At 41.3% G+C, this 16,645-nt stretch carries 15 protein-coding genes; 14 read left to right on the plus strand and 1 reads right to left on the minus strand.

All coding sequences use genetic code 11. The features are described 5' to 3' along the window. The first annotated feature begins 11 nt into the window (after nucleotides 1–11). Genes SPICA_RS06490 through SPICA_RS06515 form a run of 6 tightly spaced genes read left to right on the plus strand, consistent with a single transcriptional unit; the run spans nucleotide 12 to nucleotide 5,361 of the window. Nucleotides 12–500, plus strand: a complete 489-nt coding sequence (locus SPICA_RS06490; protein ID WP_013968732.1) for a divergent PAP2 family protein — start codon at nucleotides 12–14, stop codon at nucleotides 498–500. A gap of 14 nt (nucleotides 501–514) precedes the next feature. Next, entirely contained in the window at nucleotides 515–1,930 is a 1,416-nt protein-coding gene (locus SPICA_RS06495) for a cation:proton antiporter family protein (RefSeq protein ID WP_013968733.1), read from the plus strand. Beyond that, a complete protein-coding gene (locus tag SPICA_RS06500; protein ID WP_013968734.1) occupies nucleotides 1,927–3,243 on the plus strand; it encodes an RnfABCDGE type electron transport complex subunit C in 1,317 nt (438 codons plus the stop codon). The genes SPICA_RS06495 and SPICA_RS06500 overlap by 4 nt, the downstream gene beginning before the upstream one ends. Further along, nucleotides 3,240–4,295, plus strand: coding sequence for an RnfABCDGE type electron transport complex subunit D (locus SPICA_RS06505; RefSeq protein ID WP_013968735.1), 1,056 nt, complete (start codon nucleotides 3,240–3,242; stop codon nucleotides 4,293–4,295). The genes SPICA_RS06500 and SPICA_RS06505 overlap by 4 nt, the downstream gene beginning before the upstream one ends. Beyond that, nucleotides 4,292–4,720, plus strand: coding sequence for a hypothetical protein (locus SPICA_RS06510; RefSeq protein ID WP_013968736.1), 429 nt, complete (start codon nucleotides 4,292–4,294; stop codon nucleotides 4,718–4,720). The genes SPICA_RS06505 and SPICA_RS06510 overlap by 4 nt, the downstream gene beginning before the upstream one ends. 2 nt (nucleotides 4,721–4,722) lie before the next feature. Beyond that, the gene (locus SPICA_RS06515; RefSeq protein WP_013968737.1) at nucleotides 4,723–5,361 is read left to right on the plus strand and encodes a hypothetical protein; all 639 of its coding nucleotides are present in this window, start codon (nucleotides 4,723–4,725) and stop codon (nucleotides 5,359–5,361) included. Here the strand turns inward: SPICA_RS06515 and SPICA_RS15425 are convergent. Further along, nucleotides 5,330–5,572, minus strand: a complete 243-nt coding sequence (locus tag SPICA_RS15425) for a hypothetical protein (RefSeq protein WP_156789638.1) — start codon at nucleotides 5,570–5,572, stop codon at nucleotides 5,330–5,332. The genes SPICA_RS06515 and SPICA_RS15425 overlap by 32 nt on opposite strands. 490 nt (nucleotides 5,573–6,062) lie before the next feature. Here SPICA_RS15425 and SPICA_RS06525 point away from each other — a divergent pair, with 490 nt between their 5' ends. From SPICA_RS06525 to SPICA_RS06560, 8 genes are all read left to right on the plus strand, one after another. Beyond that, entirely contained in the window at nucleotides 6,063–7,904 is a 1,842-nt protein-coding gene (locus SPICA_RS06525; protein ID WP_013968739.1) for an alpha-amylase/4-alpha-glucanotransferase domain-containing protein, read from the plus strand. 55 nt (nucleotides 7,905–7,959) lie between these two features. Then, complete coding sequence (gene metG / locus SPICA_RS06530) at nucleotides 7,960–10,263, plus strand: methionine--tRNA ligase (RefSeq protein WP_013968740.1); 2,304 nt, start codon at nucleotides 7,960–7,962, stop codon at nucleotides 10,261–10,263. Beyond that, the gene (locus SPICA_RS06535) at nucleotides 10,263–11,366 is read left to right on the plus strand and encodes a lipid II:glycine glycyltransferase FemX (protein ID WP_013968741.1); all 1,104 of its coding nucleotides are present in this window, start codon (nucleotides 10,263–10,265) and stop codon (nucleotides 11,364–11,366) included. Before metG ends, SPICA_RS06535 begins: the two co-directional genes overlap by 1 nt. Then, the gene (locus SPICA_RS06540; protein ID WP_013968742.1) at nucleotides 11,363–12,292 is read left to right on the plus strand and encodes a ribonuclease Z; all 930 of its coding nucleotides are present in this window, start codon (nucleotides 11,363–11,365) and stop codon (nucleotides 12,290–12,292) included. Before SPICA_RS06535 ends, SPICA_RS06540 begins: the two co-directional genes overlap by 4 nt. A 72-nt stretch (nucleotides 12,293–12,364) precedes the next feature. Continuing rightward, the gene (locus tag SPICA_RS06545; RefSeq protein WP_013968743.1) at nucleotides 12,365–13,336 is read left to right on the plus strand and encodes an ABC transporter ATP-binding protein; all 972 of its coding nucleotides are present in this window, start codon (nucleotides 12,365–12,367) and stop codon (nucleotides 13,334–13,336) included. Beyond that, nucleotides 13,333–14,067: an ABC transporter permease subunit gene (locus SPICA_RS06550; RefSeq protein ID WP_013968744.1), complete on the plus strand. Its 735-nt coding sequence runs from the start codon at nucleotides 13,333–13,335 to the stop codon at nucleotides 14,065–14,067. The genes SPICA_RS06545 and SPICA_RS06550 overlap by 4 nt, the downstream gene beginning before the upstream one ends. A 3-nt stretch (nucleotides 14,068–14,070) precedes the next feature. Continuing rightward, nucleotides 14,071–15,687: a GldG family protein gene (locus SPICA_RS06555; protein ID WP_013968745.1), complete on the plus strand. Its 1,617-nt coding sequence runs from the start codon at nucleotides 14,071–14,073 to the stop codon at nucleotides 15,685–15,687. Beyond that, nucleotides 15,671–16,642: a DUF4340 domain-containing protein gene (locus SPICA_RS06560; RefSeq protein WP_013968746.1), complete on the plus strand. Its 972-nt coding sequence runs from the start codon at nucleotides 15,671–15,673 to the stop codon at nucleotides 16,640–16,642. Before SPICA_RS06555 ends, SPICA_RS06560 begins: the two co-directional genes overlap by 17 nt. The last annotated feature ends 3 nt before the right edge of the window (nucleotides 16,643–16,645 follow it).

Genomic DNA, 16,645 nt, shown 5'->3' on the forward strand with positions numbered 1-16,645 from the left:
ATTGTTAGGCAATGATTTCATTTATTCCGTTACGTACAGGGGATTTGTCAGCTTTTTTTGAAAACCCTGTTTTTTTATCGGCGATCACAAGTCTTATTTTTGCACAACTCTTGAAAGCAATTATTGTACTCTTAAAAAATACTAAAAAATCTGCTAAAGAAATCGTAGCAACCCTGCTATGGAAAACCGGTGGTATGCCATCAAGCCACTCTTCGCTGGTAACTGCCCTGGCTACCTCAGTTGCTTTTAAGGAAGGAATAGGTTCCACTTTGTTTATTGTAACCCTTTGTCTTGCCCTGATTGTGATTAGGGATTCTATGGGAGTACGGAGATCCGCAGGCTTACAAGCTAGGGCGCTGAATCTTTTAGGTAAACAGGTTGGCGATCGGCTTAACATTGAATATCATCAGGTTAAAGAAATTCAGGGCCATGCACCACTTGAGGTCCTGGTAGGTTCCCTTTTGGGTATACTCATTGCTGCAGCCTTTGCGCTTCTGTAGGTGATTTTTTCATCATGAAGTGGATCCGGGTTTTTTGGTTTTTCGCACTCCTCTATATTTTTGGGTTTGCAGGGATCCTTCTATTTAGCTTTAGTATAAGCAATACTCGACAGCCCGCTTCAATGCTTGTTGTGAGTACTTCCGATATCATTAGTGAGTCCTTTGTTTTGGATCGTTTGTCTGATGCTGGTTTTCATCATGTGGTTTCAGAGTCTAACCAATGGGTGTATATTGATGATTTTGAGGGACCGAAATCCATACCACTTAAGGATTATTATGATTGTATTGAACCTTTAGATCCTCGGAATGATGGGTATGCAGATTTATTAAAAACTATTTTTGTATCCAATGGTGTACGGCGATATTTTATTACAATGCAGGGTCTGTACCCTTGGAATTCATCAGATACGCTTGTAAGAAAAATAGATAAGATCCTTGTAAATGTAAAACCAACAGTTCAGTTGTATATGACTAATACTGTAGTATTTCCCTGGTGGCTTATTGGTTTGGTTTTAATGAGTATCTTGGTATATACAGCTTTCAAGTTAGGTTATAAAAAGGAAGTCTTACTTTCTATTCCCGCAAGCTTAATTCTTTTACCATCAGGTCATGGAAGTATACTGAGTATCGGCCTACTAGTGTCATTACAAATTTGTCTAGGACAATTTCAACATGATATCTTGATTCGATATTACCATAATGAATTTGATGCTGTTCGATCTCTTATTCGATGGTACAAAGGATCTCTTATTTATGGAATTGTGTTAGTAATGGGTTATTTTTTAAATGCTTATGTCTTTACCATTAATTGGATTTGTACTATAGGGGCATTGGTTATACATCCTATGACAGGAATTATAGTTGTTTTACTACGCTTATTTTATTATCATGAACTTGGCCATCATCATTTTTTGCCCATAGAGCTCGTGGGTACAACAAAAAAACGTATTGATCCTGTACGAGCTATAATACCCTTTGCTTTTGGTGCAATAGGTTTTTCCATCTTTTTATTGATTATTCCAGTTAATCCATCAAATAACCTCATGAACAATTCCATTTCAATTCCGTTGACATTAGACCAATATCAGGCTCATCTTAATACTCAATCTCGTTTTTCTAGTACATCGCTTCATCGCAAAACATCCGAAGGGTATTCCTATAATACCTTTATGCTGGATTCGGATGGTCTACTATCAAACGAAAAACCTGTCCCGCATGAAAATACATATATAAATTTAGCGATACCACCACTGGAATCTCTACTATTGTCTTTGAATAGTTCTAGCATAATAGATCATGAAACTATTGGAAATGTGATATATCTTATGATTGTTATTGCTGGTGCGTTCATTTTATTGTATCGTGCGTCGCATGGTACATTATTACTTATGTATAAGTCTGGATATTTAGATAAACGGATTGCAGCATGAAAATATATCATTTTCCGCAAGGTGGACTCAAGTTAGAGGATGCTACAGTTCCTCCTGCAGATACCAGTACCATAGCATTTCTTCCAACTTATGCCTTGATTTCGCTTACCCAACACCCTGGAAAGGAAGCTTTGCCCTTGGTTGATACTGGAGCTTTCGTTCAAGAAGGGATGCTTATTGGACGGGGCCAAGGAATGGGATCTGCAAATATTCATGCATCTATTCCAGGGCAGGTGGTCAAAATTGTGTCTTGGAAATTAGCTGATGGTAGAACTACCCAGGGAGTATTAATTCGCTTAGAAGGCTCTTTTGAAAAATTGGGGAAAAAAAAGGATAACTATAATTGGCAGGGGCTTAGCAGCTTTGATTTGTTGAGAATTATTTCAGAAAAGGGTATTGTAGAAATGGAAGAGCCAGGTAAACCCTTTATAGATATAATACGGGATGCAACAGGACAATCAAAAAAAGTGACCCTTGTTGTAAGAATGATTTTTGACGACCCATGGCTCGTAGCCGACTATGTGCTTGCACAGGAACGCTTGGATGAAATTCTCATCGGTTCAGCAATTACTTCAAAAGCATCTAATGCAAGTACTATTGTTTTCGTGATTTCTAATGATGAAATTGAGTTAGCAGAACGGATTACAAGTCGTTCAAAAGATTTGGGTATTCAGGTTACTGTGATTATTACTGGATCCCGTTATCCGCAGAGAAATAAACGGGAACTTGAAACTGTTCTGAAACAATATCAAAAAAATGAATCTATTGATTTGGGGTCATACTGTATCTGTAACCCTGCAACCTTGGCAGCTGTGTATGACGCAGTTGTACAGAATAAACCAATACTTGAGCGGTATGTTGCTGTTGGTGGCGGCGCTATTAAGCATCCTCAGGTCTTGAGGGTAAGAATAGGTACAAGAATCGGTGATCTTATTTCACAATGTGGAGGTTTTCTCATTCAGCCAAAAAAGATTGCCACAGGATCACCGCTCAAGGGAATGATTATACAGGATCTTGATGAACCGATAACCAAAACTACCATTGCGATTGTAGCTCTGACTGAAGAGCAAATTGGTGGTGAAACGATGAATGACTGTACCAATTGTGGTGAGTGTAGATCTGTGTGTCCTGTTAGGTTAGATCCTGAATATTTATATAAATTAGCTTTACTTGGACGGGATTCTGAGGCATTACTTCATAAAGCACATAGTTGTCATGGATGTGGATGTTGTGAAGTTGTTTGTCCTTCCCGGTTACCCTTAAGTTCAACTATTAGGGTGTCAATTAAGCGAGGAGCGCAGCAGGCTCTATGAATAGTATTTATGTTGCACGAAAACCCTTAATACACATACGTGATGCTACCAGCTACCGGATGTGGCTTGTCTCTAGTGTAGCTCTGCTTGTTATTATACAATCAGCCTTGCATGATAACTACGCATCCTTGATTGTAGCTTTAGTAGCAGTTGTTTCTGCAATAGTAATGGAACTTGCCATTAATGGGGTTAGAGGTACCTTTACTCTTAATGATGGAAGTGCTGTAACCACAGCCCTCATTCTTTCTCTGCTTATGCCAAATTCCATCCATCCGGTGATTGTTTCTTTAGGGGCAATTTTCGCAATTGGTGTTGTGAAGCATGTATATGGTGGTCTAGGTACAAACTGGTTAAATCCTGCTTTAGGCGGTTGGTTATTTACCCTTGTTTCTTGGCCAGAGCGTTTTAGCGAAGCCCTGAATGATTCAGTTTTACAAACCTTTTACCAAGCCATTGAACGAGGAGTTATTGATGTTTCAGGGTCACCCCTCGCGATTTTAAAAATTGTTGGTTATAAGGTCAGTTCACAGGATAGTATATTAACTGGCATCGTTAATCATTCCTTGTTTTCGCTTATGAATGCAGAACTACCCTCCGGTTATTTTGATTTTTTTTCTCTTTCTAGTCCCGCGATTATTGCCGATCGTGGAATTTTAATGCTACTAATCGGAACGATAATTTTAACGGCCTTTCGAATTAATAAACCGCTCATTCCGGCTATGTATATAGCAAGTTATCTATTCTTAATCCGCCTTTTTGGAGCCATTCCCTTTGGTGGATCCTTTGGTAATGGTGATATGATATTTGGTTTATTACACGGCGGAACGCTTTTATCTGCTTTTATTTTGGCAACTGATCCTGGTACCGGAACGAAATCCTATGAGATAGGTATCCTAGTAGCAGGAATTGCGGCGATTTTTGGATTTATATTCAGATATTTAGGAGGGGTCCCTTATGGAGCTCTCTACGGAATCCTTATAACGAATACGCTTATTCCAACTATACGCTCTCTAGAAATAAGATTGTTTTATACAAATCGGAGATCCCTATGAAACAAGTCGTTAAGGATATTACCATTCTTATGACATGGATCGCTGTTCTTTTTATTTGTTCTTGGTTGCTTGTATGGGTTACTTCGGATATTAGAAATGCCGCGTTGATCGATGACTGTAACACGAAACTAATAAAGCAAGGAAATAATATTTTGGTAAAACAAATCATAAGCGCTCATGATGGGACTGTACTATTCTCATCCAACAAAACTAATAAACATGCCTTGCTTTCATCTATAATCACCACTTCAGGCACTTCGTTGAACCTAATAATCCTAGATGCTTCGAATCGAATAGATGATCTTTACCCTATAGATTCAAGTTCAAGAATAATAAATCAGCGTACTGATCCAAAAGTGATACACTTTAATGTACGTACGCTGTTATCGAATGCGGTTTTAAAAGAGAAAAGGAGTAAGCAGTAATTATGGATAAGATTGAATCTCATCCTTTCTGGGGTAAACATTCTCCTCTGGCTCAACTATCCTACATACCGTTTCTTCTTGGTGCTTCATCTCGTCTATCAATTGCAATTATGAGTTCAGCCGCACTTTCCTGGGTTTATATGCTATCGAGTGCTACCATACTTGTAACAAACAGGTTCATTCCATCCATATTTACATCATTTATTCATGTGTTGATTTGTAGTTTTTGGTCCCTTGTGTTTGGTCTTATTGTATATTTCTTTTCTCCTGTCTTGTTTTATGAAATGCAATTTCCTCTGATTTTTACTGCAGTTCTTTACATTATCTCTGGAATTGGAAACTCTCTCGAGGTTGATACGCTCAGTAATGCAATGAAAAAAACAGTAATACAAACACTTGTTGTAAGTTTTATTATTCTCATCTTTGCTTTAATAAGAGAGACTTTTGGATTTGGCGCCCTCAGTTTGCCTACTCGAGAGGGTATTTCGGAAATCCTTACTTCAGAAATATCTAGTGATCTTGCTATCAGAAGTATTGCTGCTACCAGTGGAGGACTGATGTTATTAGGATTTATAATCGGTTTTTATCGAATCATAAGAGAAATGTTAGTCACCTATTATTCCCAGCGGGAGAAAAACTAATGTCCTTTCTGTTAACTTTAAGCACAGCCTTTTTCCTTTTTAATGCCATTATCCAAAATGGTTTTGGCATTGAGTATGCAAGAAATCCGAGAAATGCTCTTATTCCTATAATGGCGATGATTTTATCGAGCATCGTGAGCTGGTCTATCCATACCTTTCTATTGAAACCTATTGGTTTTGGAGTATTTGGAGTATTTCTTATATTTCCCATCAGTGTTGTATGCAGTTTGTTTGTAGCTAAAATTTCGATCCTATTCAAGAGAGGAAGCAGGGAAGACCTTGATCCAACATGTTTTAGCGGATTTAATGGGCTGGCGTTTTTTAGTGCGTTTCAAATCGTGATCTTTGCACAATCTTTCTTACAGGCCCTCATTATAGCTCTGGGAGGAACTTTAGGCTTTTTATGCATCATAATTCTTTTAAATGGCATTCAAAAAAGGTCCGAGGTAGAAGCGGTACCCCAATTTTTTAAGGGACAACCATTATTACTCATATCAACAGGTTTAGTATCCCTTGTTTTTTCGGAATTACTTCCTATTGTGATACGTATTTTTACAAACTAAACCCATTATTAAAGTACTTTTGAATATGATACAGAGCTTTTTTTATGTTTTGTTAGAAATCTTGCTTTTCAGACTGATAATTATGGTCTATTATAAGGAATTAAGAGAATCATACGGCGTTAGAAGTGGAAACTATATATGAATAAAGTAAAAGTCATTATCCTTACCCATCATCACGTCCCGTTTGGTTCTTCTGGGGAAGAATTTGAATCCTATTATACGAAAAGACTAAAACCTCTTGTTACCAGCCTTTATAAGGCCCCTCATTTTTCAATTCTTTTGCATTGTTCAGGAGTTTTACTCGAATGGATAGAAAAACATCATCCTGAATTGTTTATGCTCTTGGAAGAACTGATTAATCGAAAGCAGATTGAACTATTAGGTGGTGGCTATTATGAACCTGTTTTTCCGCTTCTTTCTGTTACTGACAAGATTGGACAAATAGAATTACTCACTACCTACATCAGAAAGCACTTTGGTAAACGTCCACGAGGATGCTGGTTGCCGGGAATGTTCTGGGAACAGAATTATGCTTCTGTTTTAAACACCTGTGGTATTGATTACGCCTTTGTCCATTATGATCAATTTTTACATACTAGGAATGATGAAAGCATAAACCATATATTTATAACTGAAGATCAGGGAAAACTTAGTACTCTTTTCCCGGTAAAGCCTATTGGTTCATGTGATGAGGCTATCGCCTACCTCGACAAGTATAAAACCATTGTAAAAAAAGGAGAGCGAGAGGACCAAATCCTATCTTTACTGATAAATCTTGAATCTGTGGGTCCAGAAGATACGTATATTGATGAAGTTGAACGCGGTTTTGATTCCTTGTTTGCTTATATTTCCAAGGAATCCGAGTGTTTTGATTTAACATTACCTATAAAATATCTCAAACAGGATGTAAAGGCCGTTAAAACATATTTAACAGGAGTAAATCCTCGACAAAGTCTCGTTAAATATCCAGAAGCAAACGATATTTATGGAAAAATGATTTATGTCCATACCCTGGTAAATCAGCTTAGGGGTGACAAGGCCCGTAAAAAAAATGCCCGGGAAGAACTCTGGAAAGCCCAGGGTATTGATATGTTTTATATGGATTCATCCAGGGGCATACAGAATAGGATGCTTCGAAAAGCTGTTTATAAGTCTTTACTTGAGGCCGAAAGAATAACCAGGGAGAAGGGAGTCTTTATTCCCTCTATTCTTACCTTTGATTTTAACTTGGATGGCAAACCTGAATATGTTATACAGGGTAACGAAATAAGTTGCTGTATCAGTCAAAAGGGTGCATCCGTATTTGAACTAGACTATTTCCCTGTTGCGACAAATTATACCGATACCTTTAGATTACAAGAGGAAGGGGGTACTAGGTCCTATAAACGAACCTCTTTCGTAGAATATCTCTGTCCTGCTGGAAGCTCCTTGCATGAAATACTATCGGATAGTCAGAATCGTAATCGATTTCTTGGTGACGAATGGTTTACAGAAGAAACAGTAAGTCGTTCACAAAACTCAATTGGTTTTAGTACCGATGGCATAAAAACAAAACCCTTTGGTACTATAGAAGTTAAAAAACAGTATTCACTGAAAAAGAATGTGCTCACCGTAAACTATATCTTGATTAACAGAGGTATTGAATCTGAACGATTCACCTTTTTACCTCAAATAGAATTTTCTTTCGCTGAGTTTTCAACCAGGGCATATCAGTTGTTTGTCCTTCAGGGTGATATAAAAAAAGAACATGACCTGGATGTTTGGGAAATTCGAAATGCTGATTCTGTTCTTTTTAAGGATTGTGTAAACGATGTGTTAATATCAATAAAATCAGTCATGCCCTTTGATACCTGGCAGTATCAAGTGTTTGAGCCCCAGTCGGTATATCAATCTACCTGTATTCTTCCGGTTAAAGAAGTTCTGTTGACTCCCGGCGAACAATGGGAAACCAGTTTTCAACTTGTCTTTGAAAAGCTGTGAATCCAATCAACTTTAGCTTGACAGAGCAGTAACTGCTCCCTATAGTAACAAAACTATGAAGCGACGATTAGTAACCTCTGCATTACCTTACGTAAATAATGTTCCCCATTTGGGAAACCTGATTCAGGTTCTTTCTGCGGATGTATTTTCCCGGTTCTGCCGCTTGCGCGGGTATGATACGCTCTATGTTTGCGGCACCGATGAGTATGGTACGGCTACTGAAACAAGGGCTGCCGAAGAAGGGATCAGTCCTCGGGAACTCTGTGACCGTTATCATGCGTTACATACCACTATTTATAAGTGGTTTAACATTGGCTTTGATAAATTCGGCCGGACTTCTACACCGATACAGACAGAAGTAGTCCAGGATATTTTTAAAAAACTTGATGCCCAGGGCTTTATTGTGGAACGCACGATTGAACAGCTTTTTTGTGAACAGTGTAACCGGTTCCTTGCCGACCGGTATGTCCGTGGTGTCTGTCCCCATTGTGGATATGCCGATGCCCGGGGCGATCAATGTGAAAACTGCGGTAAATTATTGGATCCTACAGAGCTCAAGGAAAGCCGCTGTTCCACCTGTGGCTCACAACCCAAACTGAAATCAACAAAGCACCTGTATATCGACCTCCCCCGTATTAAAGACCGGCTGGAAGCCTGGATTGCTGAAGCTTCAGTCAAGGGCTTTTGGGCAAATAATGCAATTCAGATGACCAATGCTTGGATCAGGGATGGACTTAAAGAACGGGCTATTACCCGGGACCTTAAGTGGGGTATTCCTGTACCAAAACCGGGCTATGAAGATAAGGTGTTCTATGTGTGGTTTGATGCACCGATCGGTTACATATCCATTACGGGGAACCTAGCTGCTGACCGTGGTGAAGACTGGCGGGCTTTTGTTGCAGATTGGTGGAAAAATCCTGATGAGGTTGAACTGTTCCAGTTTATTGGCAAGGATAATATTCCCTTCCATACGGTTATATTCCCTTCGAGCCTCCTTGGTACCGGTGAAAAATGGACGATGCTTCATCATATGTCCAGTACGGAATATCTGAACTATGAAAGCGGAAAATTCTCAAAATCCAAAGGCGTTGGTGTGTTTGGTTCCGATGCGATGGAATCGGGCATTCCTGCCGACATCTGGAGATTCTATATTTTCTATAACCGGCCTGAGAGGGCGGATGCCCTCTTTACCTGGAAGGATTTTCAGGAAAAGGTAAACGGCGAACTGATTGGTAATTTAGGGAATCTGGTAAACCGGACCCTTTCTTTTGTAAGCCGCTACTATGATGGAAAGGTCCCTGAAGGAAAGGCAAATACCGAATTTTGGAATATGATTAAAGCCTATGAAGCCTCTATCCAGGAGAAACTAGATAGGGCAGAACTCAGGGATGCGTTTCGAACTGTCTTTGAATTATCATCCTTTGCAAATAAAACCTTCCAGGATGGAGAACCCTGGAAAAAAAGAAAGGAACAGCCAGAACAGGCTGCAAGCCTTATCCGTGATCTTTGTTATGTTGTGCGGGATTTAGCTATTTTACTGCATCCCTATATCCCTGGAAGTGCTGAAAAGCTTGCTTCTTTCTTCGGTCTTACTATTGGGAAAGATGGCCTGTCCTGGCAGGATTTGGGAAAACTTGAAGGTCTCGATACAATAGTAAAGACAGAAGTACTCTTTACAAAGCTGGAAGATGAACTCATACAAACCCTCCGGGAACGCTATTCAGGCAGTCAGAAAGAACGGTTTGAACGGGACAGAGAACAACCTAGTGGCACTCCCGCTTTGGCAGACTCAAAGGCAGCGCCTGCTCCACAGTCTCCTGTTGAGCCTGCAATCGGCCAAAAAGCAGTGTTCCCTGATGAGCCGCTTTGCCAGAAATTTGCCCGTCTTGTAGATCTACGGGTAGCAAAGATAACCCATATCGAACGGCATCCTAAGGCGGATAAACTCTATATAGAAACCCTCGATGTGGGTGGAGAAAGTCGGACCATTGTTTCAGGTCTTGTACCGTACTATAAGGAAGAGGAACTACTGGGAAAACATATTGTGGTGGTATATAACCTGAAGCCTGCCAAACTTCGTGGTGTAGAAAGTATGGGCATGCTCTTAGCTGCCTCCGCTACCCAGAGCGATGGATCTGAAATGGTTGAGGTTCTCGATGCAGGCTTTGCAGAACCGGGAACCCGAATTCAGGTTGGTACTATACCACTTTCAGAGCCCCCTGCAGAAATAGATATAGACACCTTTTTCTCTATGCCCATTGTCGCCAAGGATGGAATCATTTTGGTGGATCAACAGCCCTTAAGCTGTAATGGCCAAGCCCTGTCTACGCAACGGGTATTACAAGGCGAGGTTGGTTGATGCCCGATGCGGCAGTTACATTGATACGCTCCGTAACACCTACCGATTTAGGGCGGTGTGACGGAGCAAAAAGCTTTTTACAATCCGGTTTTTGGGGAAGTTTTAAGGCTCGATTCGGCTGGAATGCCCGGTCATTTCTTGTTGATTGGGGCGAAGGGGGAAAGTTACCCCTTCTTGTCATAAGGCGTCGCTTAGCACCGGGTGTTTCTTTTGCCTATGTTCCGCTTGGCCCAGAATTGCCAGATCAATTTTCGGAAGCAGATTCAAATCGTAACCAAGCTCTTCTAGAATTGGCCCTTATTTTAAAAAAAGAACTTCCCCATGATACAGCCTTTATTCGCTTTGATCCACCATGGTATGTCACTGGTGAAGGAATAGCTCCACTTCCATTCCCAAAACCCTTTATACGCTCTGGAGCGGATGTTCAACCCCCCGATACAGTCATTATCGATATCAGCAAAGATGAAGAAAGTATCCTTTCAGCTATGAAACCAAAATGGCGTTATAACATCAGACTGGCAGAGAAAAAAGGGGTAAGAGTAACCAGACAGGATGAAGCCGGTTTGGAAGTCTTTTACGAACTTTATAAAACAACGGCACGGCGCGATAAAATAGCTATTCATGGCATTGACTATTACCGTACCCTTTTCCAGCATAGCCGTGAGTATCGGGATGGTAACCAGGATATACGGCTATATTTAGCAGAACATGAAGGTGATGCCTTGGCCGCAATTATCGTTCTATTCCGTGGAGAGGAGGCTACCTATTTATATGGAGCTTCATCGGATATAAAACGCAACCTTATGGCACCCTATGCACTCCAATGGAAAGCAATACAAGATGCCCATGCACGGGGTTGTTTTCGTTATGATTTGTTTGGTATTCCGCCGGAAGAAAATCCGTTGCATCCTATGGCAGGACTCTACCGGTTTAAGACAGGATTTGGAGGAATGATTATACATCGTCCCGGAAGCTGGGACTTTGCATATAAACCACTTATTACCCAGGTCTTCCGTTTTGCGGAAGCTTCAAGAAAAAAAATTCGTTCTTTAAAAAAAGCGATGCGTTCTCTGCGACGGGGACAATCCATGAGGAGCCTATGAACTTAGAAGCCTTTATTCTTGGTACCGGCGGTATGATGCCTCTGCCGAACCGATTTCTTACCTCGGTCCTCTTGCGGCGTGAAGGAGAGCTTTTTCTGTTCGATGGAGGAGAAGGCACTCAAGTATCCTTACGAAAATTGAATCTACGGTGGAAAAAAATTTCCGCAATATTCATCAGCCATACCCATGCAGATCATGTTACCGGTTTACCTGGCATTCTTATGCTTTCTTCGCAGGTGGACCGGGATGATCCTCTTACTATTATCGGTCCCCCAAAAATTGCAGAATACATTGAGTCGAGTCGACGGGTGCTCGATATGTATATCAACTATGATATTGTGGTTAAGGAAATAACCGAACCTGGTATTGTGTATGAGGGAGAGCATTTTCATATCCGGGCTTTCCCCTTACGGCATACTAAGCCCTGTGTGGGGTATGTATTTGAAGAAGATCCACGGCCCGGGGCTTTCCATCCGGAAAAAGCTGAGGCCCTTAAGGTTCCCCGGGGCCCACTTTGGTCTAAGCTCCAGAATGGAGAACCAGTGGTATCCAGCGATGGGGCCATGGTTTATCCAGAACAGGTTATGGGTGAAAAGCGGAAGGGACGAAAATTTTCCTATGTTACCGATACCCTTGCATTCCCAGAAATTGCATCGGAAGTAGCTAATTCAGATCTATTTGTTTGTGAAGGCATGTTCGAACGGGACCTCCTTGAAAGTGCGAAGGAAAAAAAACACATGACCGCTGAACAGGCCGCACAAATCGCTGTCCAGGCTGGGGGGATAAAAAAACTTGCCCTCATTCATTATAGTCCTCGCTATACAGAACATAATTTAAAACAGCTTTTAAAGGAAGCTCAGGCCATATTCCCCGATACGGTACTTTCCCGGGACCGGGCGGTGTTTCCCATTGAATATGAAGATTAAAATACCCAAGGGATAACCTGTAACCATTTATCAATTAATTTTTTTCTTATCTTTTAGGATAGGAGAAGCAACATGATAGAAGTACAACATCTGTCTAAACAGTATGGCAATGTACAGGCTGTCCGCGATGTATCCTTTCAGGTAGGCACAGGACAGGTTATTGGACTTCTGGGACCAAACGGTGCTGGCAAAACCACCATTATGAAAATCCTTACAGGGTATCATTTCCCGAGCTCTGGAGTCGCCTACATCGACGGGCTTTCGGTAGAGGATTACCCTGAAGAAATTAAGAAAAAGATCGGGTACCTTCCAGAAAATGCACCGTCCTATGGGGATCTTACGCCCCTTGAGTACCTCTCCTTTGTGGCAGAGGCCCGTCAGCTACCAAAAGAAAAACGACAAAACCGTATCAACGAAGTAATGGCCCTCTGTTCTATACAGGAGGTCAGGAACAAACCTATCGAGACCCTCTCTAAGGGATATCGTCAGCGACTTGGACTGGCTCAGGCTATCATTCATGATCCGGCTATACTCATTTTAGATGAGCCAACCACAGGGCTTGACCCTAACCAGATTCTCGAGATTCGTTCTCTCATCCGAGAACTTGGAAAAAGCAAAACCGTCATTCTTTCTACACATATATTGCAGGAAGTGGAAGCGGTCTGTTCCCAGGTAATCATCATCCATCAAGGGCGTATTGCAGCCCAGGGTACCAGTGTTGAAATTGGCCGAACTCTGAAAGGCCAAGACAGCTGGAAGTTAGCACTCAGGGGCAACCTGCCTCAGCAGCTTCCACAAAATGTCATTTTCAATGATAAAAAGTTTATTATACAGACCCAATCCAGATCTGGCGACGGTACAATTTCCATTTCAATTAGTTATATTGATGAATCTACAATGGATATCAAAGATCCCCAGTTAATAGGTGAAACCATTTTTGATTGGGTCGTTGCCCAGGGGTATAAAATCATCCACATGGAGCATCAGAAGGTAAGCCTGGAAGATATTTTTGTACAGCTTACCAAGGAAGGAGACGCTAAATGAAAGGCCTTTCATCCCAAACAATAGCCCTTGCAAAAAAGGAACTCTCTTCCGCTTTACATAGTCCTGCAACCTATGGAGTGTGGGTATTCTTTTTGTTATTTATGAGTATTACCTTTTTTTATCTGCAAAAGTTTTTCAGTCTTGATACCGCATCGTTGCGTCCCTATTTTTCCGTAATTCCCTTGGTATATACCTTGCTTATACCGGCTATTACCATGAAAAGCTGGGCAGAAGAACGTAAAACCGGTACAGCGGAGCTTCTTTTAACGATGCCCTTTTCAGAATGGGATTTAGTTTTAGGTAAATTCCTTTCATCATTCATCATACTGATTATTGCATTACTGCTATCCCTTGGCATACCTATGAGTCTATTGCCATTGGGTGCTTTTGATCTGGGGGTTATCTTCAGTGAATATATAGGAGCCCTCCTCCTTGGGATGACAGCATTGGCATTAGGGCTTTTATTTTCAGCAATCGCCAAAAATCAGATTAGTGCCTTTCTGGGCGGTGTGGTAGTTCTGCTTGTCATGATGCTGCTTAATCAAATTACCACCATCATGGATCTTCCAAGGGTGATTGCAGATATAGTGAACTATCTGTCATTAGCCTTTCATTTTGAAAGTTTTGCAAGGGGGATACTGGATAGCAGGGATATATTGTATTTTCTGCTGGTTACATGCTTGTGTTTGTTCATCAACACCAGGGTCTTACTGTTTAGGAAATGGAGATAGATTATGAAAAAACGACAGGCTGTTCTCATAACAATTTTAACATTGATTGTCATACTGCTTGGTATTCTTAATGCTCAGCGGCTGTATGTTCGTTTTGATATTACGAAAAATAAATCCTATACCCTTTCAGCGGTGTCTAAAAATCTTTACAAGGAAATTCCTGAACAGGTTACCATAACCTATTATGTCTCGGATAAACTGGTAAAGATGCACCCGGTTCCCGGAGAAATTCAGGATCTGCTTCATGAGTATGTAGCCCAATCAAAAGGGAAAATCCGCCTCTTCGTAAAAGACCCGGTGAAAGCGGGAGTCGTTGTAGCGGTGGAACGGCTTGGCATACAACCCCAGCAGATACAAACCGTTGAACAGGATCAGGCCAGTGTGGCTACTGTGTATACAGGTATTGTTATTGAGTACCTGGATAAGACAGAGGTTTTACCAGTGGTCTTTTCTCTCGAAACCCTGGAGTATGATCTCACGTCACGAATACGGAACCTGGTAAAAAATACGGAGCGACAGGTAGGAGTGCTTGTTGCCGATGCAGATAAAAGCTGGTCCAATGATTATCAGTATGTTGATAAGATTCTGCAAAAAGCCGGCTATAAGGTTCGGCAGCTTTATAGGGGCGATGAAATTCCCGAGAGTCTTTCAGCAGTCTTTGTATTTGGTGGTGCAGCGGCTCTTGATGAATGGGATCTTTACCGCCTTGACTATTATCTGCAAAGGGGAGGAAAAATCCTCTATGCAGTAGATGGTGTGTTTGTCGACTCCCGATCTAACTTACAGGCCCGAGCTATAGAAGACAAGGGCTTGCTCCGTATGCTTGAAACCTATGGTGTGAGGTTAGATACAAAGCTTGTGCTGGATAAAGCAAACCTTACTATCCCTTATCAGTCTATGAATATGTCAGGGATGGTTCAGGTAAAGCTTGTACGCTATCCCCATTGGGTAGTAGTACTGCCCCAGAACAGCAACAGTAAACATCCTCTCACAGCCCGGTTTGATGGTCTCGACCTCTTTTGGGCAAGTCCCCTCACCGTAAATCCACCAGCAGGAGTATCAGGGGATAGGCTTTTCAGCAGTACAAAAGAAGCATGGCTTATGACCAAGGATTTCATTACCAATCCCGATATGGAATCCGTTTTTACCAATGAAGCAAGTTCTACCAGGGGACAATATACCTTAGGTGTCAGTCTGTCAGGGACCTTTCCCAGTTATTTCCTAGGAAAAAAGAAACCGGTTAAAGAAGGTTCTAAGGATATGCTTCCTGATCTGCCGAGTGAACCAAAGACAGGACGAATCATCGTGATTGGGGACAGTGAGTTCCCTACTAATTTGGTACAATATACCAACAGCAACCAGAATCTCGAATTTCTTGTTCAGGCGGCAGACTGGCTTGCAAGTGATGATGATATTCTGTCTATCCGTACGAGACTTCCTGTCAGTGGGCGACTCAACAAAATAAGTGACCCCATTGAGCGGGCACAGGCTATACTGATGAGTCAACTTATCAATATGATTATTATTCCCCTCCTTGTTATTGGCTATGGAGTGTTCCGAATTATGAGGAGAAAGGCAAGATTACAAAACCAGGAGGCTCGAAATGCAGTATCAGCGTAAAATACAAATACTCGGTACCATGATTATCATTCTTTCTGTAACTTTACTCAGTTCTTTTATCTTTAATCCCGAAGCCCGTTCTGTGCGTCAAGCTACGGGGGTATTACTGGATCCCAAAAAAATACAGAATATCACTAAAATAGAAATCAAGGGACCGACCAAATCTGCCTTAACATTTATTAAAAGAACTGGTTTATGGTATGCAATCCGGGACGGTAAAGAATATCCTGTTAAAAACGAACGTATCGGTGACTTCCTCAAACCCTTTAGTAAGCCATCTTTCCTTCCTCAAAGAGCATCTTCAGCTCAAACCCATGAACGGCTCGGCCTGGGAACGGCATCAGCAAGCCGGGTTACCTTCTGGGGAGAAGATACAGAAAAGCCTGTGCTCGATATGTATTTTGGTTCCATGGATGCTACAGGCAAGGAAATCTATTTCCGTTTCTCCGATTCAGATAGTGTTAAATCTATAGAGGACCGTTTCAGTTCCTATATCCAGAGCAGTCCCCAATCCTGGTATGACCTTAGGATATTTCCCCAGTCTGGTAATCAGGGGATGAAACCAGAATTGATTCAACGTATTATCTGGACCTTAGATTCAAACGTCGGCTTTAGCATCAGTAGGTCTGGTCCTGCCAATTGGGTTGGAAAAGAAGATAATCTTGAAGGTAAAGAGCTCGATACCAATAAGATAGATACCTTTCTCCAAGATCTGATAAATGCCACTGGTGATGATTTTACTGAAATAACAAATCAGAGTGCAAAAGTAAATCAGGTGACCATTACTGCAGAACTTGGAGATGGAAGAACAAAAAAAGTAACTATCCGCTCTGATCCTGAAACCAAGTCCCACTGGGCCACAAGTTCTGACACTCCCTATACCTATACATTGTCTGAATGGCAGTACAACAGATTAGTAAAGGAACGTAATTATTTTATAAAATCTGAAAAATAGGGA

The organism is Gracilinema caldarium DSM 7334 (assembly GCF_000219725.1).
Taxonomy (GTDB): domain Bacteria; phylum Spirochaetota; class Spirochaetia; order Treponematales; family Breznakiellaceae; genus Gracilinema; species Gracilinema caldarium.